The organism is Micromonospora salmantinae (assembly GCF_022230905.1).
Taxonomy (GTDB): domain Bacteria; phylum Actinomycetota; class Actinomycetes; order Mycobacteriales; family Micromonosporaceae; genus Micromonospora; species Micromonospora salmantinae.
This window is the reverse complement of the sequence record NZ_JAKKFG010000045.1, coordinates 673,243-689,816: the sequence shown is the minus strand read 5'-3', so window position 1 is coordinate 689,816 and position 16,574 is coordinate 673,243. Positions and strand designations below refer to the sequence as shown.

Genomic DNA, 16,574 nt, shown 5'->3' with positions numbered 1-16,574 from the left:
CACGCCGCCCTTGAAGCACCCAGCTCACCGCGTCGCCCCTGCCCCACGAGGGCTGACAATGTCTACAACCGTGGGAACTAGGAACTCGACGTCGGCAGCGTAGATCTCGTGCAGGGGAATCTGGCCGATCAGGTGAAGCGCGGTCCGTATCCAGCCATTGTGACAAACCACGGCGGGGACCTCGGGCTCGCCCCGCGAACCTGCATCGGCAAGGAATCCCTCGATGCGAGCCGAGAAGGCCTCCAGGCTCTCACCCCCGGGCGGTGTGAAACCGGGATCAAGGTGACCACTCGCGAGGAAAGCCTGCGGGAATCGGCTCCGGACCTCACCCTTTGGCATCCCTTGCCACTCACCTAGGTGGCGCTCCGACAGTCGCACATCGGGGACCGGGATCAGCTGCGGAAATAGCATCTCGGCCGTCGCACTGGCCCGGGACAGAGGCGAGCAGTAACACACCGTAAAATTGAACGAATCCCAGTCTTCGGCACTGGCCGCAGCGAGCTGTAGCCCTTCCGGCGATGCGGGTACGTCCAGACTGCCCATGTAGACCTGTTTATGGTTACTGATCGTGGGGGCGTGCCTCAAGAATACGAGTTGCCGTGACTCAGCCACCTCAGACCACCTTCGCCTTGGCGCCATCAAGTGCTCTACCCAGCCATCTGGAAGCCTCGCCAACCACCGCCGCCGCACGAGTGATAGCGCGAGTCTGCATGGCGAAACCGTGCATTTGATCCTCCAAATGCCAGTGATCCACACTGACGCCCGACGTGGCAAGGCGCGCACCGTAGGCGGCGCCTTCGTCTCGCAAGGGGTCAAATTCAGCAGTCAGCAGCAAGGTTCTCGGCAGGCCGGCCAAGTTTCCGCGGAGCGGGCACAGGTACACGTCGTCGCGGGACCACTCGGCCGGCAGGTAGTTCCGCCAGGACCAGTCCATGAAATCGTGATTGAGCGAGTAGCCGGTGCCACGCTCGATGTACGAGGGAGGTAGCGGGTCGGGATAATCCGTCACCGGATACATCAGCAACTGGCAGGCGATCGCAGGTCCACGACGATCCCGCGACAACATCGCGAGCACCGTCGCAATTGTGCCACCCGAACTGTCCCCCGCGACTGCCAACGCTCCTACATCCACACCTAGCTCATCAGAATTGGAAACGACCCAGAGTAATGCCGCGTAGGCGTCCTCAACCGGCGCCGGGTACTTGTGCTCCGGCGAGCGACGGTGGTCTACGGAGATGACGACGGCTCCGGCGCCCCTGCTGAGGAGGGAACAGAGCCGATCGTGGGTGTCCAAGTCGTTGACCGTCCACCCGCCACCGTGAAAGAACAGCACCACCGGAATGTCATCGCGGTCGTCGGGGCGGTAGACGCGAACCGGCAGACCACCCAGAGGGCCTGGGATCACCAGATCGACTATCTGTTTGATCGGCTCCGGCTCACCATTGATGAAGGCGGACCGCATCCTTTCCCTCGCTTCCTGCGGGGGTAGCGTGTAGACGGGAGGTAGACCGCTCGATGCGGCGGCAGCAACCAGGGCTTGGGCCTGCGGATCCAGTTCGGCCATCACATGTCTCCTGTTCGGTGGTGCGAGAACACTTGCTCCAACTTCGCGATGACCCTGCCCGGACAATCGCGCAGAACATTGCGTAGCGTCAGGTCTTCGTTGAACTGCCGGATGGACAAAAATGGCTGACCCGCAAGAGAGGCCGAGAGGGGGTACCGACGACCGGCTATCTCAAGGTGGGCCCTACCTCGCTGAATTGACAGTGGCGCGGTGGCTTCCACGCCGAGACCATGCGGGGTCAGCATCCGTGCCCCATGCTGCGTAGCGACCTCATTGTCGCCCCCGCTCGATGCCTCAATGAGGTAAATTGGCTCGGATGGACGCGTCAGCAGGAGATAGATGGGCTGGATCGCTGGCAACCACTGACAACCGATCGCCACGCTGTTGGAGTCGGGCATGCCGTAGTGAAGGACGGAAAGTATCTCTTCGCCGAGCCCTGCTCCGCCGACGACGAGCTCCGCACACATGCGCTGTCGCTGCCGCTGGTAGCTTTCGAGCATGTTGACGATTCGCCCGAAGTTCTCGGCTGATTTGCCAGAGATGTATCGCAGGTATCGCCCGTCCTTCGCCTGAAAAGTACGGATGTTGTCCGAGTACCAGTTTCCCGGCGCAGGGTACAGCCCGTTGTACTGTTTCTTGAACTCGGCTGCGGAAGCATGCAGAACAAGGTATCTGCCGCGCGGCAGCGCACCATCCTCTCGCACCTCCGCCAGGATGACGAAATGGTTTCCCGTGTCAAAGTTCCAACTAAAACTTGAATCACGTTCAACAATTGCCTTGGCACGTTCGACGGCGTTGGCGAAGCTTTGCCGGTCAGCGAACTCCGCATTCGTGCGAAACATGCTCACGCCACACAGGTTGACGGTGGTGTCGACCGGCACGAACGGAACCGAGGACTCCCAGCGGTAGAGCGCGCCAGTCAGAAAGCCCCCGTGAATACGTCGCACATTATGGGGCACACCCAGATCGGGCATCGTCACGATTTCCGCATCGCACGAACGGCCCGAGGCCTCACTCGATGCCCAGCCCAGCAACTCCTCGGTCCGCTTCAGTTCGGGCAGCAACTGCAGCTGGGTGCTGTCCAGAGGGCCGAGCGACCTCATGCGTCCACCTCCGCGCGAAGAGTGATGGCGCGTCGCCCAAGTCCGAGGCGCTCATAAAGGTCGGCGGCCAGGGAAAACTCGGCCGTGGCCGTCGCAGTGTCCCCCAGGAGGCGCGCGCACTGTCCACAGAGTCGGTGAAGGTCAGCCTCGTACCGCCGGTCCGAAACTTTCTCCACCGTCCACCTCAGCCGGTCCAGGCTCGCTCTGACGCTATCGAGGTCATTCTTCGTTGCGGCATCATTCAGACGCAGCTCGGCTATCTGCAGATCTATCAGGATCTCTGCCCGCTGATAGGACTTCTCCCGGGCGTGCTCCCTGGCCCATTCGAACAACTCCATCGCCTCGTCGTACCGGTGCGAGCCCTGCCGGGCCAGACAGACCGCCAGCCAACGCACGTTCGCATTGTGATTTTCCGGCCCAAGGACGTCCGACTCCTGCAAGTTCGCCCGCCAGCCGCTTTCCGCCTCTTGCAACCGCCCCTCTGCGAGCAGGTACAGCGAGTACGCGTGCCGATATTCGGCCAACACCCTCACGTCGAACCGTTCGGCCTGAGCGAGCAGTTCCTGCAACCGAGGCATCGCCTGCTCAACGGCAGCGGCATTCTCCTGCTTGGACGCGATGTTGAGTTGGTACACCAGAGCGTCAAACTCTGCCTCCGCGTCATTCGCGTGACGGGCCGCCTCCGCCCGAAGCAGATGCACGTTCGGACTACTCGACCAGAACCCCCGAACGTAGTAGTAATAGCGAACGTTCCTGGCAATGGCGATCACACTGTCGAAGCGACCGTGGTGCATCGCCCAGGCAAGTGCATATTCGATGTTCAGGCGCATTCCGGGGGTATCTAGCAGAGCCAGCCGCTCGATCTCGCCCGGGCAGAATCCAATCCGCTCCGTGAAGCGCTCGCACCAGTCGAGCCAGGCGACGCGGACCTGCTGAAACATACCCTCGGGATCGGACCGGCTGGCCGCCAGCGGCTCAACCCGATACCACGAACCGCTGCGGCCCGGATAGGTGAGGCGTGACAGGAAATAGAGGTCACACAACTCCTCAAGCGCGTCCTCGAAATTGGGCGGCCTAGCACATATCTCATCGATGGTGTCCGCATCGACTCCGTACGGGAAACAGGTTGCGGTGGCGAGTACCAGCCGAGCGGACTCGGACATGGAGGACCAACTGCCGCGAAGCAGATCTTGCAGGACGACGTCAACGCGTCGCCGCTCCCCCACGTGGTCGACGTCGTCAAGACCCGAGATCTGCTCGACCAAACTCTGCACGCTGCGTCCACGGCGCTTCACCTGCCCCAGCGCCCACTCGATCAGGCGGGGATTGCTGTTCGCCGCCGACACGAGCGTGTCTCGCGCTCCAGCATCCTCAGCCATGTCCGTCAAACCGAGTCGGCGCACCGCTTCTGTGTAGAACGTTGCTGCTTCGACGGCAGTGAGGCCGCGCACCTCAATGTCTTCGCAATAGGATCCGAGATTCTTTGGCCGAGCGATCGTCGTTATGATCACTTTGCTCGGCTCCGGGACGGTTCGCAGCCAGCTGGCGAGATCCTGGTCCTCGATCGTTTCATAGTTGTCGATGACGACGAGCGTCCGGATGTTCCGCAGCATCCGAGTCACCTCGAAAACCTTGAGCTGCGGCTCGAGGCCCGCGATTCCACGATGGTCGGTGACGTACGCGATGAGATCCAGCACTCTGCCCAGAGTCGTGGTGCCCGGCCGTTCCCGGTCAGAGACCCAGACCACCGCAACGAACGTCGACTCCTGGGCGAACCGTTGTGCTGCCGCGAATTCACGAGCGAGTGACGACTTTCCGGTGCCGCCGATCCCGATCAACGCGATGATCGGCAGTCGTTGCGCGGTGGCTTCCGCGATCTGCTTCCACAGTCCGTGCCGCATAATGAAGTGCGAGTAGGTCGCGGGAGGCAAGTTGTCAGTGAAGGCGACGCTATCCGGCCGGAGGGAGTTGTACGCCGCGGCGTCGAGCGTGTTCGGTCCGGCCACCTCCTCAGGCTCAGCCACCACCTCCAGCTCAGCGCTGAGAGCTGACCTCGCCTGCCGAGGAATTTCCCCCGTCGTCGGCTTGCCCGCGATGCGACGCCGCTCCACGCGCTGGGGAGACCTCAACCACTCGTTGTTGAGGACGAGGCGATGGAGCTCCTGGAGATGCGCCGAAGGCTCTATGCCCTCATTACGGAGCATTTCGATCGCGCCACGGCATGCCTCGCCGGCGGTTCGTGCACCCTGTTGGTGGTACAGCGCCTCAATCCTCACCTCCAAGGCCTCCTCCCAGAAGGGATCCTCGGCGAGCAACTGCTCGGCATGACCGAGCAGCTCACCAAAGCGGTCGGTGTCCAGAAGCGCCCGCAGGTGCTTCAGCTGGACCCCCCTCCTCGTGTGCTCGAACGCGTCGACGTACGGCCTCAGGTCCTCGGACTCATACAGCTCTTTCGGGAACTTGGCGCGCCACAGTCGAAGGGCTGCGGCGTACTCCTCGGCAGCCTCTTCAACCTGGCCCTCGTTGACCCACATGTCGCCCTGCTTGTCGCGCGCGTTGAACTGCGCAAGATCTGTCGGCGCATCGAGCCGGTACCTCGCCCCCTGCGTAACAATTCCCTGGCCCGGACTCAGCTCCACCTTCTTACGGATCGTTCGGACCGTCGACTCAACGACGTTGACATCAGTAAGGCGCTCCCCCCAGGCCAATGCGAGAAGGAGCCCCTTCTCCAAAGGACGAGGCGCGGCCAACGCAAGGGCCGCCGTCACGGCTGCGGCCTTGCCGGTCAGGTGGACCACCTTGTCCGAGCTGACGTGTACCTCCACGGGACCGAGCACCGAGATGAGCACCTCGGGTTGGATCCGGCCCTCCCCAGGTCTTGCGACCCCTGGCTGCCCTGCCGCTGATGGCTCGGTGCTTGCCGATGTTCTTAACGCCCCACGCTGAGCTTCTGCTGACATCTGGCTGACGTGCCCTTCGGGAAGGCGCCTCAGAGGAGACGACGGCTAGATTCTTGAGGGTCGGCTCCGCCGTTGAAACAGAGACACGCGTCGAGCGCACCAGCATGGTGCGTGATTCGACACAGGTCTATTACTCAGATTGCCGGTGGACGACTCGTTCAACTCTTCGTTCGTGCTGATGACCAGCCAGGCGACCTGGCCAGCGCCGATGGCGCCCACGTGGGCCGGCAGAGGCTCGCTGAGGCACCCTGCCGGGCACTTCGCCCAGCCAGGACAGACAGTCACCGGGACATACCTCGTGTTGACGGCCGAGTTTGCGTTGATGCTCCTATAGACGACTGATCAGCATCGGCTTCAGTCGGATTGCGGACGTTCGCTTGGCAGCCGCGCACCGGTGGCTGCTCGCGGCCTGGAAACGATTGGCTGCGGCTGAAGCGGGGTTGACGCCTGCGGCACTGGGAGCTGCGGAGCATGAGGCGAGATCAGACGGCGGCCAGGACCGCAGCCTCCAGTCGGGCTCGGGTCGCGTCGTCCGGCCAACCGCCCACCAGATAGAAGGCGTCGACCACGTCGGCGCCGAGGGTGGAGATGCGGGCCGCGCGAACCAGGGCGCCGGCCTCGTCGAGCGCGCAGGCGACCCGGTAGAGCAGCCCGGCGGCGTCGGCGGCGCGCAGTTCCAGCAGTACGGCGTCGGTGGCCGCCTCGCGGTGCCAGACCACTCGTGGAGCCGCGCCACCGCCACGGCTGGCGAGCGCACGGCCGCGCAGCCGTTGGGTGACCGACACGTCGCCGGCGACCGCCCGGCGCAGGTCGGCGCGGAGCGGGACCGGGTCCGGCGGGAGGCCGTAGCGAGGCTGCACCCGGCACTCGACCAGGGCCCGGCCGTCGACGGCGGAGGCGTCCGCGGAGATCACCTCCAGCCGGTGCAGCGCCAGGCAGCCGGCCACCGTGGCGAGCAGACCCCGCCGGTCGGCCGCCGCGACCGACACCCGGTCGCCGGTCAGGTGGACGACCGGCAGTGGACCGGCCAGCAGCTCCGGGTCCGGTGCGGGTGGCTCGGGGAGTACGCCGGTGTCCAGCGCGGTGCGAACCCGGGCCACCAGCTCGGCGACGAGCCGGCCCTTCCAGTCCGACCAGGCCGCCGGCCCGGTTGCCGCCGCGTCGGCGCGGACCAACGCGTGCAGCACGTCGAGGGTGCCGGTATCGCCGACCGCCTCGGCCACCGAGGCGATGGTGACCGGGTCGCTCAGGTCCCGGCGGGTGGCCACGTCGGGCAGCAGCAGGTGCAACCGGACCAGCTTGCCGATCAGCTCGACCTCTGCGGTGGGCAGGCCGACCCTGGTGGCCACCGCCTGGGCAACCGGCACACCGACGGTGCTGTGGTCACCGGGGAGGCCCTTGCCGATGTCGTGCAGGAGAGCGCCGAGGAGCAGCAGGTCGGGGCGCTCCACCTCGCGGGCGTGCCGGCTGGCCTCGTGCGCGGTCTGCACGAGGTGCCGGTCGAGGGTGAAGCGGTGCACCGGGTTGTGCTGGGGCAGGCTGCGCAGCCGGGTCCACTCGGGCAGCCAGCCGTCGACGAGCCCGTACCGGTCGCAGGTCTCCCAGGCCGGCACCAGGCCGGCACCGGCGCCGAGCAGGGTGATCAGCGCGGCCCGGGCCTCGGCCGGCCAGGGGGCCGGAAGGGGCGGGCAGTACGCCGCCAGCCACTCGCAGGTGGCCCGCGCGATGGGGATTCGGGTCGTGGCCGACGCGGCGGCCACCCGCAGCGAGAGGCTCGGGTCGGGGCGTGCCCCGATCGCCGTGCGGGCGAGCACCAACTCGCCGTCGTGTTCGACGACGTCGCGGGCGACCGGGCGGCGGGCCGGGCGGCCGTTGCCGCCGCGGGAGCGGCCCGAGCGCAGCCGGTCGGCGGCCCGGAAGGCGTCGTCCAGGGCGTGGCTGACCGTGCGGGCGTCACCGGCGACCCGACGCAGCAACGCGTCGCCGTCTTCCAGATTGAGCAGGGTGGCCACTCCGTCGCGCTCCTGGGCGACCAGCCGGTCGACCCGTCGGCCGACCTGCTGGTGCAGCGCGTCGCGGGTGTCCAACAGGCGCAGGTGGGCGGCGCGTACGGCAGGGCGCAGCGCGTCGGTGATGCCGGCGGCGGCGATCGCCCCCAGCAGCCCCACGTCACGCAGACCACCGGCGGCCTCCTTGAGGTCACCCTCCAGCAGGAACGCCAGCTCGCCGTGGGCCTGCCAACGGGCTTCGGTGACCTCCCGCAGGCCGGGCAGGTGCCGGACGGCGGTACGCCGCCAGTGATCGGCGGCGGTGCGGATCAGCCCGTCGGCCAGCGCCTGGTCCCCCACGACCAGCCGGGCGTCGAGCAGCCCGAGGGCGACCTTGACGTCGTCCTGGGCCACCGAGAGCGCCTCGGCGACGGTGCGTACCGAATGGTCGAGCCGCAGGCCCGCGTCCCAGATCGGGTACCAGACCGAGGCGGCCAACTCGTCAGTGCCGGGCACCCCGGCGTGCAGCAGCACCAGGTCGAGGTCGCTGTACGGAGCACACTGCCGCCGACCCAAGCCCCCGACGGCCAGCAGCGCCACCCCGTCCCGCGCAGGCAGCAACCCCCGCAAGAACGAGTCGTACGCGGCAGCCCGCCCCCGCCGGGCCGCTTCCCCGATCCCCCCGGGAACGCCGACGACCTCGTTGATCAAGAGGTTCGCGTCGCCGTCGTCGGCGGGTCCTGACGCGTTCTTCTTGATCAACGAGGTCATGTCAGTCGAGGCCGAGGTCAGAGTGCGTCGAGGCCGCGTTCGCCGGTACGTACCCGGACGACCTCTTCGACACCGGTGACCCAGACCTTGCCGTCACCGATCTTGCCCGTGCGGGCCGCTCCGACGATGGCGTCCACCACCTTGTCGACGTCGATCTCGTCGGTGAGCACCTCGACCCTGATCTTGGGCAGGAACTCGACCGTGTACTCGGCACCCCGGTAGACCTCGGTGTGCCCCTTCTGCCGCCCGTACCCCTGAACCTCGCTGACGGTCAGCCCGGCCACCCCGAGGGCGTGCAGGGCCTCCTTCACCGCGTCCAGCTGGTACGGCTTGATGACTGCGGTCACCAGCTTCATGTCCAACCCCTCCATCCCAGGAACGTTAACCGGCGACCTTTTCGCTGACCGGCTCGGCGGGCTCCGCCTCCGGCTTGGCACCACTCGTCGCGCCGCCACCGGGGGTGCCGATGCCGGCCATCGCGAACGCGCTGCCCGTGCCGCCGCCGGCCGGGGACAGGTCGTAGCTGCTCTCGGCGTGCTCGGCGATGTCGATGCCCTCGACCTCCGCCTCGCCAGTGACGCGGAAGCCGATCGTCTTCTCGATGACGAAGGCGAGCACCCAGGCGATGCCGAACGACCAGGCGGTGACGATCAGGCCGGCGAGGGCCTGCCGCCCGAGCTGGGTCGCGCCGCCGCCGTAGAAGAGGCCGTCGGAGGCGCCCACCACGTCGGTGATCGCGGCGTTGACCGAGTTGGTGGCGAAGAGGCCGAGCCAGAGCGACCCGATCCAACCACCGACGAAGTGCACGCCGACCACGTCGAGCGAGTCGTCGTAGCCGAGCTTGTACTTGAGGCTGACGGCGAGCGCACACACCGCGCCGGCGACGATGCCGAGCAGGACGGACGCCCACGGTGCGATGAAGCCACAGGCCGGGGTGATGGCGACCAGGCCGGCGATAGCACCGGACGAGGCACCGACCATCGTCGGCTTCCGGGTCTTGACCCACTCGACAGCGATCCAGCCGAGCACCGCCGCCGCCGTGGCGAGCTGGGTGTTGATGAAGGCGAGGCCGGCGACCGAGTCGACGGTCAGCTCGGAGCCGGCGTTGAACCCGAACCAGCCGAACCACAGCAGTCCGGCACCGAGCGCGACAAGCGGGATGTTGTGCGGCTTCATGCCCTCACGCGGCCAACCGAGCCGCTTACCGAGGACCAGGACCACGGCCAGGGCCGCCGCACCGGCGTTGATGTGCACCGCGGTGCCACCGGCGAAGTCCAGTGCGTGGATGTCGCCGCCGATGATGCCGCCGCCCCACACCCAGTGGGCGACCGGGAAGTAGACCAGGGTGGCCCAGCCGAAGGCGAACAGCAGCCAGCCGGCGAACTTGGCCCGGTCGGCGATGGCACCGCTGATCAGCGCGACGGTGATCACCGCGAAGACCATCTGGAAGGCCATGAACACGTAGAGCGGGACGCCGATGCCGCTGGGGTTCTCCGCCGTGGCACCCCACAGGTCGGTTTCGGCGAGGAAGGTCTTGGTGCCGAGGTACGCGCCCGGGTCGCCCCAGAAGCCGTTCACGTCGGTCCCGAAGGCGACGCTGAATCCGTAGAACCACCACAGAATAGAGATGAGCCCGATAGCCGAGAAGCTCATCATCATCATGTTGAGTACGCCCTTGGCCCGGTTGAGGCCGCCGTAGAACAGCGCCAGTCCGGGGGTCATGAGCAGCACGAGCGCGGTCGAAACCAGCAGCCACGTGGTATTGGCGCCGTCGATCGTCGGTGCTTCAGGCACGCTGGCCTCCTAAAGGTGAAGTCCTCCTTCGCGGCTTTCCGGGGCAGCGTCGCCCGTAGGCCGGTTGCGCGGAAGCTTCGCGGCCGGCTGTTTCACTTTGGGTCCCGTGCGGGTTTCCGTTTCGTGACGGGTTGTTTCGGACGTGTCACGAACTCCGCACAGTCATCAGCATGGACGACTGTGGATCGGCCGGACGGCGATCGTCGATGGCTGACCGGTCAACGCCATCGACCGGTGCGCTTGACGGGCCCGCCCGAGCATCGCCCGACCGGCGCTCAGCGGAGGGCGTTCTCCAGGGTGTGCCGCTCGTAGTCGAGCAGCCGCAGATCGCGCATCGGTCGACGCAGATGGCCCTTGTGCACGATCCGGACGAACGCCGGCTCGCCGGCGGCGGCCATCCGCCGGATCCCCTCGACGTGGTCCACGATCCGTTTGCGGATGGTCCGGATCAGCCGGTGCCGGTCCCGGGGGATCAGCCCGTACGCGTCGGCGAAGAGCCGGAGGCGGCGGGGCCGGTCCGGGTGCTTCCAGCCCAGCGTGATCGAGTCCCGGTCCGCGAAGATCGGCACCCAGGTCCAGGCCGCGTACGCCACGTCGTAGATCCGTGCTCCGGGTGAGGCGAGGTCGAAGTCGATCAGCCCGAGGGTGCCGTCCGGACGCCAGATCACGTTGTGCGGCGCGGCGTCGTGGTGGCAGATCACCTCGGTGTCCGGTGGTGGGGGCCCGAACGAGCGCCAGACCGCCGCCTGCGGAGGAGTGAAGCCGTACTGCGCGTCGTGGAACATGCGCAGCATGGTGGCGACGGTGACCAGGGCCTCGTCGGTCACCCAGTGCGGGGCGAGCGGATATTCTCCGCACTCCCCCTCCAGGTACGACAGCACCTCACGGTTGCGCTCGTCCATCCCGAGCGCCCGCGGAGCGCCGGTGAACCCCACGTACTCAAGGTGGCGCAGCAGCGCGTGCACGGACGGGGTCCACGGCCCGGCGTTGCGCCGAACCGTGTCACCCACGCGGACAACGGTGCTCACGTTGCCGCCGTGCAGCGGGATCTCCTGCGAGGTCACGTACGGCCTCCCGAGGCGCTGCGAAGGATGGCCGGGGTCGCGCCAGCCCGCGTACGCGCGATCGTCAGTGGTCACCCGAGACTACGCGTCCCGGCCGGTGGCCTCGGTCCCCAGCAACGCGTCGACGAACTGCGCCGGGTCGAACGGGGCCAGGTCGTCCTTGCCTTCGCCGAGGCCGACCAGCTTCACGGGGATGCCGAGCTTGCGCTGCACGGCGATCACGATGCCGCCCTTGGCGGTGCCGTCGAGCTTGGTCAGCACCACCCCTGTCACGTTGACCACCTCGGTGAAGACCCGGGCCTGCTCCAGGCCGTTCTGCCCGGTGGTGGCGTCCAGGATGAGCAGTGTCTCGTCGATCGGGCCCTGCTTCTCCACCACGCGCTTGACCTTGCCCAGCTCGTCCATCAGGCCGACCTTGTTCTGCAGGCGGCCGGCGGTGTCGATGAGAACTGTGTCCACGCCGGTGTCGATGCCGCGCTTGACGGCGTCGAACGCGACGCTGGCCGGGTCGGCGGCCTCGGGCCCCCGCACGGTCTCCGCTCCGACGCGCGAACCCCAGGTCTCCAGTTGGTCGGCCGCGGCGGCCCGGAAGGTGTCCGCCGCGCCGAGCAGCACGCTGCGACCGTCGGCCACCAGCACCCGGGCGATCTTGCCGCAGGTGGTGGTCTTGCCGGCGCCGTTGACGCCGACGACCAGGACGACCGCCGGCACGCCGTCCTTGGGGGCGGTCCGCAAGGAGCGGTCCAGGCTCGGGTCGAGCGCGTTGACCAGCTCGGCGGCGAGCAGTGCCCGCAGCTCGGATGCCGAGCGGGTGCCGAGCACCCGGGTGCGCTCGCGGAGCCGGTCGACGATGTCGCGGGTGGCGTCGACGCCGACGTCGGCGGTGATCAGGCTGTCCTCGATCTCCTCCCAGACGTCCTCGTCGAGGTGGTCACGGGCGAGCAGGCCGAGCAGGCTCTTGCCGAACACGTTCTGTGAGCGGGACAGCCGCGAGCGGAGCCGGACCAGCCGCCCGGCGGTCGGCTCGGGGACCTCGACCTGCGGTTCGAGCACCGGCGGCGGCTCGACCAGGACGCCGGTGGACAGATCGGACTCCGGTGCCTCGACCGGCGGGCCGGCGAGATCCTCCTCAGCCCTGGTGTCGACCTCGGTGCGTGGCAGCGGGGGCTCAGGCCGCCGCCGCAATCGCGGCACGACCAGCCCGACCGTGCCGGCGATCAGCACACCGAGCAGGACCAGAGCGAGGACGAGATATTCGGCCATGCCGGAATCCTGTCAGATGGCGGCGGCGGCGTCCCAGCCACCGCACCCCGAGCCGTGCCCGGAGTCTCAGCCACCGCGCCCGGCCGGTGCCGGGGACCGGCGGTAGGCTCGGCCGCATGCCCGCCGCACACCTCCTCATCGGCCCACTTCTGCGGCGAGTGGTGGACACCCGGGCGACGATCTGGGTGGAGACGGCGGCACCCGCCGTGGTCACCGTCCGCACCGGCAGCGGCGCCACCGGCACCGCGCCCACCTTCTCGGCGTACGACCACCACTACGCCCTCGTGGTGGTGGAGGGTCTTGCCCCGGACAGCGAGACCACCTACGAGGTGCTGGTCGACGACGAGATCGTCTGGCCGGTGCCGAGCAGCGGGTTCCCGCCGAGCGTGATCCGCACCCGGGCCGCCGACGATCGGGACCAGCCGGTCAATCTGATCTTCGGCTCGTGTCGCGAGACCACCCAGCACGCCACCACCCGCAAGCTGCCACCTGACGCGTTGGACGCGTACGCCCGGCGGTTGATGGCCGACCCGGAGTCGAACCCGCTGCCCGACCTGCTGGTGCTGCTCGGTGACCAGGTCTACGCCGACGTCACCTCGCCGACCGTGCGCCGGCTGCTGCGGCGACGGCGGCGGCGACCGAAGGGCGCTCCGGCCGACCAGGTGGTGAGCTTCGACGAGTACACCAAGCTCTACCTGGAGTCCTGGCGTGATCCGGAGATCCGCTGGCTGCTCTCCACGGTGCCCAGCGTGATGATCTTCGACGATCACGAGATCATCGACGACTGGAACACCTCGGCGGCGTGGCGGGCCGAGGTGCGCGAGCAGCCGTGGTGGCAGGAGCGGATCGGCAGCGGGCTCGCCTCCTACTGGGTCTACCAGCACCTGGGCAACCTCTCCCCCGACGAGATCGTCGCCGATCCGGTCTTCGCGAAGGTCGCCGCCGCCGAGGACGCCACCAGCGTGCTGCGCGAGTTCGGCCACCGGGTCGACCAGGAGTCCGACCTGGCGCACGACACCGAGCGCTGGCGCGCGGTGCAGTATCAGTGGAGCTACGTACTGGACCTGGGCCGGACCCGGCTGGTCATGCTGGACAACCGGTGCAGCCGGGTGCTCGAGCCCAACAGCCGGGCGATGCTGCCGCCCGGCGAGTGGGCCTGGTTCCTGGACCAGGCGCACGGGGTCTACGACCACCTGGTGGTGGGCGCCTCGCTGCCCTGGCTGCTGCCGCAGGGCATCCACCACATCGAGGCGTGGAACGAGAAACTGGCGGACTCACGCCGACCGTGGGTGGCGCGCGGGGCGGAGAAGCTGCGCCGCGCCCTGGACCTGGAGCACTGGGCGGCGTTCCGGCGGTCCTTCGAGGCGCTCGCGGAGACGTTCGCCCGCATCGGCACCGGCACGCCGCGACAGTCCGGCGCGCGGATCGGGGCCGGCCCGGCGTACGCCCCACCGGCGTCGATCAGCGTGCTCTCCGGTGACGTGCACCACTCGTACGTGGCGCGGGCCCGGTTCGCGGATCCGGCGGTGGTCACTCCGGTGCACCAGCTCACCTGTTCGCCGATCCACAACCAGGTCCCGGCGGGCATCCGTCCGTTGATGCGGCTGGGCTGGTCGCCCGGTCCGGCCGGGGCCACCCGGGCGCTGGCCCGTTCGGCGGGCGTACGCCGGCCGGGGGTGCGCTGGCGCAAGCTGGCCGGCCCGTACTTCGGCAACGCCGTCGCCACCCTTACCCATCACGGGCGCGGGGCCGACGTGGTCATCGAGGGCACCACCAAGGACGGGCATCTACGCCCGGTGATGCGGCGTCGACTCTCCGGCGACGGCGAGCCGGCCGCGCCGTAGTCTCTACGCCGTGGACGAGCACCTGCCGGAGCCGATCCGGGCGGTTGAGCACGAGTTGACCGCTCTGCTGCGCCGCGGCCGGGCGGTCTCCTGGGAGATCGCCCGGGAGGTGCACCCGAACCTGGAGCCGAACACCTACGGGTTGCTGCTCTGGTTGCGGCGTAGCGGGTCGATCCGGTTGACCGAGTTGGCGGCGCGGCTGGGCGTGGGCAAGGGGACGCTGAGCCGGCAGATCAACGCCCTGGAAGTCCTCGGCCTGGTGCACCGCGACCCTGATCCGAGTGACCGGCGGGCCGCGCAGATCAGCCTCACCGACGAGGGGCAGCGCCGGTTCGACGTGGCCCGCGCGGCCCGGCTGGGCGAGTTCCTGCGCGCTCTGGACGGCTGGCCGGAGCGGGACGTCGAGGAGTTCGCCCGGCTGCTCGGCCGGTTCAACGACTCCTGGCAGTAGCTCCCAACGCGGGGGAATAGGGCACCGGTCCGACAAGTTGTTGCTTCAGGCAACCAAGGCATACCGTTGCCTCAGGCAACTCACAGGCGGCCCGTGCGTACCAGCCCCGCCGTTCCACATCGACTCCGCTCGGAGGCAACACACGATGAGCCAGGCGACAGTGCCTCCCCAGGCGACCGCCGTGACCATGACCCACCGGCAGATCCTGGAAGCACTCTCCGGCCTACTGCTGGGCCTGTTCGTCGCGATCCTGTCCTCCACCGTCATCTCGAACGCGCTGCCGCGGATCATCACCGAACTGCACGGCGGCCAGTCCGCGTACACCTGGGTGGTGACCTCGGCCCTGCTCGCGACCACAGCGACCACCCCCATCTGGGGCAAGATGGCCGACCTGACCAGTAAGAAGACACTGGTCCAGCTCGCCCTGGGGATCTACGTGCTGGGCTCGGTGCTGGCCGGCCTCGCCCAGGGCACCGGTGAGCTGATCGCCTGCCGGGTGCTCCAGGGCGTCGGCGCCGGCGGTCTCACCGCGCTGGCCCAGGTGATCATGGCCACGATGATCGCGCCCCGCGAGCGCGGCCGCTACAGCGGCTACCTCGGGGCCGTGATGGCCGTCGGCACCATCGGTGGCCCGCTGATCGGCGGCGTGATCGTGGACACCTCCTGGCTCGGCTGGCGTTGGTGCTTCTACGTCGGCGTGCCGTTCGCCATCCTCGCGTTGATCGTGCTCCAGAAGACCCTGCACCTGCCGGTGGTCAAGCGGAAGGCCGAGATCGACTGGTGGGGCGCCACCCTGATCACCGCGGCCGTCTCGGTGCTGCTGATCTGGGTCTCGCTCGCCGGCGACCAGTTCGCCTGGGCCTCCTGGCAGACCGCCGTCATGGTCGTCGGCGCGCTGGTCCTCGGCGCGTTGGCGATCCGGGTCGAGACCCGGGCCGCCGAGCCGATGATCCCGCCACGGCTGTTCCGCAACCGCACCATCACCCTCGCCGTCGTCGCCAGCATCGCGGTCGGTGTGGGCATGTTCGGCGCGTCGATCTTCCTGGGCCAGTACTTCCAGATCAGCCGCGGGCAGAGCCCCACCATGTCCGGCCTGATGACCCTGCCGATGATCCTCGGCCTGCTGGTCGCCTCCACCGTCATCGGGCGGGTCATCAGCAAGACCGGCCGCTGGAAGCGGTACCTGGTGATCGGGTCGGCGTTGCTCACCGTCGGCTTCGCGCTGATGGGCACCCTGCGCGCCGACACCAGCTTCACACTGCTCAGCGTCTACATGCTGCTGATCGGCGTCGGCCTGGGCATGACCATGCAGAACCTGGTCCTCGCCGTGCAGAACACCGTCGGCCCGCACGAACTCGGCGCGGCCAGCTCGGTGGTGGCGTTCTTCCGCAGCCTGGGTGGCGCGATCGGCGTCTCCGCCCTCGGCGCGGTGCTCGCCCACAAGGTCAAGGACTACACCGCCGACGGCCTGGCCCAACTCGGCATCCCCGCCTCCAGCTCGGGCAGCGGCGGTGCCCTGCCCGACGTGCACACCCTGCCCGGCCCGCTGCGGGCGGTGGTGGAGAGCGCGTACGGCCACGGTGCCGGTGACATCTTCCTGGCTGCCGCCCCGTTCGCGCTGATCGCGCTGATCGCGGTGGCCTTCATCAAGGAGGTGCCGCTGCGCCAGCACAACGGCGACCCGGTTTCCGACCAGGTCGAGCGGGAATCGACAGTCGCCGCCGGCGCTGGCGCACCCGTGATCCGTACCGGCGAGCAGAGGTGAGGTAGAG

Annotated in this window: 12 protein-coding genes; 3 read left to right on the top strand and 9 right to left on the bottom strand. The window is 68.3% G+C overall.

Annotated features, from left to right (window positions below):
• Positions 1-24: 24 nt before the first annotated feature.
• From PSH03_RS33140 to ftsY, 9 genes are all read right to left on the bottom strand, one after another.
• Positions 25-639 carry a histidine phosphatase family protein gene (locus tag PSH03_RS33140; RefSeq protein ID WP_357515739.1) on the bottom strand — a complete coding sequence of 205 codons (615 nt, stop codon included), beginning with the start codon at positions 637-639 and terminating at the stop codon, positions 25-27.
• Positions 614-1,564 carry a LipP1 family hormone-sensitive lipase gene (lipP1, locus tag PSH03_RS32165; protein ID WP_210784380.1) on the bottom strand — a complete coding sequence of 317 codons (951 nt, stop codon included), beginning with the start codon at positions 1,562-1,564 and terminating at the stop codon, positions 614-616. The genes PSH03_RS33140 and lipP1 overlap by 26 nt, the downstream gene beginning before the upstream one ends.
• Positions 1,564-2,667, bottom strand: a complete 1,104-nt coding sequence (locus tag PSH03_RS32160; protein ID WP_238691303.1) for a hypothetical protein — start codon at positions 2,665-2,667, stop codon at positions 1,564-1,566. The genes lipP1 and PSH03_RS32160 overlap by 1 nt, the downstream gene beginning before the upstream one ends.
• A complete protein-coding gene (locus PSH03_RS32155) occupies positions 2,664-5,516 on the bottom strand; it encodes an AfsR/SARP family transcriptional regulator (protein WP_238691302.1) in 2,853 nt (950 codons plus the stop codon). Before PSH03_RS32155 ends, PSH03_RS32160 begins: the two co-directional genes overlap by 4 nt.
• A 593-nt stretch (positions 5,517-6,109) precedes the next feature.
• Positions 6,110-8,386, bottom strand: coding sequence for a [protein-PII] uridylyltransferase (locus PSH03_RS32150; RefSeq protein WP_238691301.1), 2,277 nt, complete (start codon positions 8,384-8,386; stop codon positions 6,110-6,112).
• A gap of 17 nt (positions 8,387-8,403) precedes the next feature.
• The gene (locus PSH03_RS32145; protein WP_172862163.1) at positions 8,404-8,742 is read right to left on the bottom strand and encodes a P-II family nitrogen regulator; all 339 of its coding nucleotides are present in this window, start codon (positions 8,740-8,742) and stop codon (positions 8,404-8,406) included.
• A gap of 25 nt (positions 8,743-8,767) precedes the next feature.
• Positions 8,768-10,180, bottom strand: coding sequence for an ammonium transporter (locus PSH03_RS32140; protein WP_210784384.1), 1,413 nt, complete (start codon positions 10,178-10,180; stop codon positions 8,768-8,770).
• Between the two features lie 275 nt (positions 10,181-10,455).
• Positions 10,456-11,319: a phosphotransferase gene (locus PSH03_RS32135; RefSeq protein ID WP_181518597.1), complete on the bottom strand. Its 864-nt coding sequence runs from the start codon at positions 11,317-11,319 to the stop codon at positions 10,456-10,458.
• A 6-nt stretch (positions 11,320-11,325) separates the two neighbouring features.
• Positions 11,326-12,507, bottom strand: a complete 1,182-nt coding sequence (gene ftsY, locus PSH03_RS32130) for a signal recognition particle-docking protein FtsY (RefSeq protein WP_112603473.1) — start codon at positions 12,505-12,507, stop codon at positions 11,326-11,328.
• A gap of 116 nt (positions 12,508-12,623) precedes the next feature.
• Between ftsY and PSH03_RS32125 the strand changes: the two genes are divergently transcribed.
• The 3 genes from PSH03_RS32125 (at position 12,624) to PSH03_RS32115 (ending at position 16,567) form a co-directional block, all read left to right on the top strand.
• Positions 12,624-14,351, top strand: coding sequence for an alkaline phosphatase D family protein (locus tag PSH03_RS32125; RefSeq protein WP_210784385.1), 1,728 nt, complete (start codon positions 12,624-12,626; stop codon positions 14,349-14,351).
• Between the two features lie 10 nt (positions 14,352-14,361).
• A complete protein-coding gene (locus PSH03_RS32120; protein ID WP_238681244.1) occupies positions 14,362-14,802 on the top strand; it encodes a MarR family winged helix-turn-helix transcriptional regulator in 441 nt (146 codons plus the stop codon).
• 187 nt (positions 14,803-14,989) lie between these two features.
• Complete coding sequence (locus tag PSH03_RS32115; protein WP_502361705.1) at positions 14,990-16,567, top strand: MDR family MFS transporter; 1,578 nt, start codon at positions 14,990-14,992, stop codon at positions 16,565-16,567.
• Positions 16,568-16,574 lie beyond the last annotated feature (7 nt).

Coding starts and splice junctions, on each gene's coding strand:
- PSH03_RS33140 (WP_357515739.1), bottom strand. CDS start 639: ATGGCGCCAAGGCGAAGGTGGTCTGAGGTGGCTGAGTCACGGCAACTC.
- lipP1 (WP_210784380.1), bottom strand. CDS start 1,564: ATGGCCGAACTGGATCCGCAGGCCCAAGCCCTGGTTGCTGCCGCCGCA.
- PSH03_RS32160 (WP_238691303.1), bottom strand. CDS start 2,667: ATGAGGTCGCTCGGCCCTCTGGACAGCACCCAGCTGCAGTTGCTGCCC.
- PSH03_RS32150 (WP_238691301.1), bottom strand. CDS start 8,386: ATGACCTCGTTGATCAAGAAGAACGCGTCAGGACCCGCCGACGACGGC.
- PSH03_RS32145 (WP_172862163.1), bottom strand. CDS start 8,742: ATGAAGCTGGTGACCGCAGTCATCAAGCCGTACCAGCTGGACGCGGTG.
- ftsY (WP_112603473.1), bottom strand. CDS start 12,507: ATGGCCGAATATCTCGTCCTCGCTCTGGTCCTGCTCGGTGTGCTGATC.
- PSH03_RS32125 (WP_210784385.1), top strand. CDS start 12,624: ATGCCCGCCGCACACCTCCTCATCGGCCCACTTCTGCGGCGAGTGGTG.
- PSH03_RS32115 (WP_502361705.1), top strand. CDS start 14,990: ATGACCCACCGGCAGATCCTGGAAGCACTCTCCGGCCTACTGCTGGGC.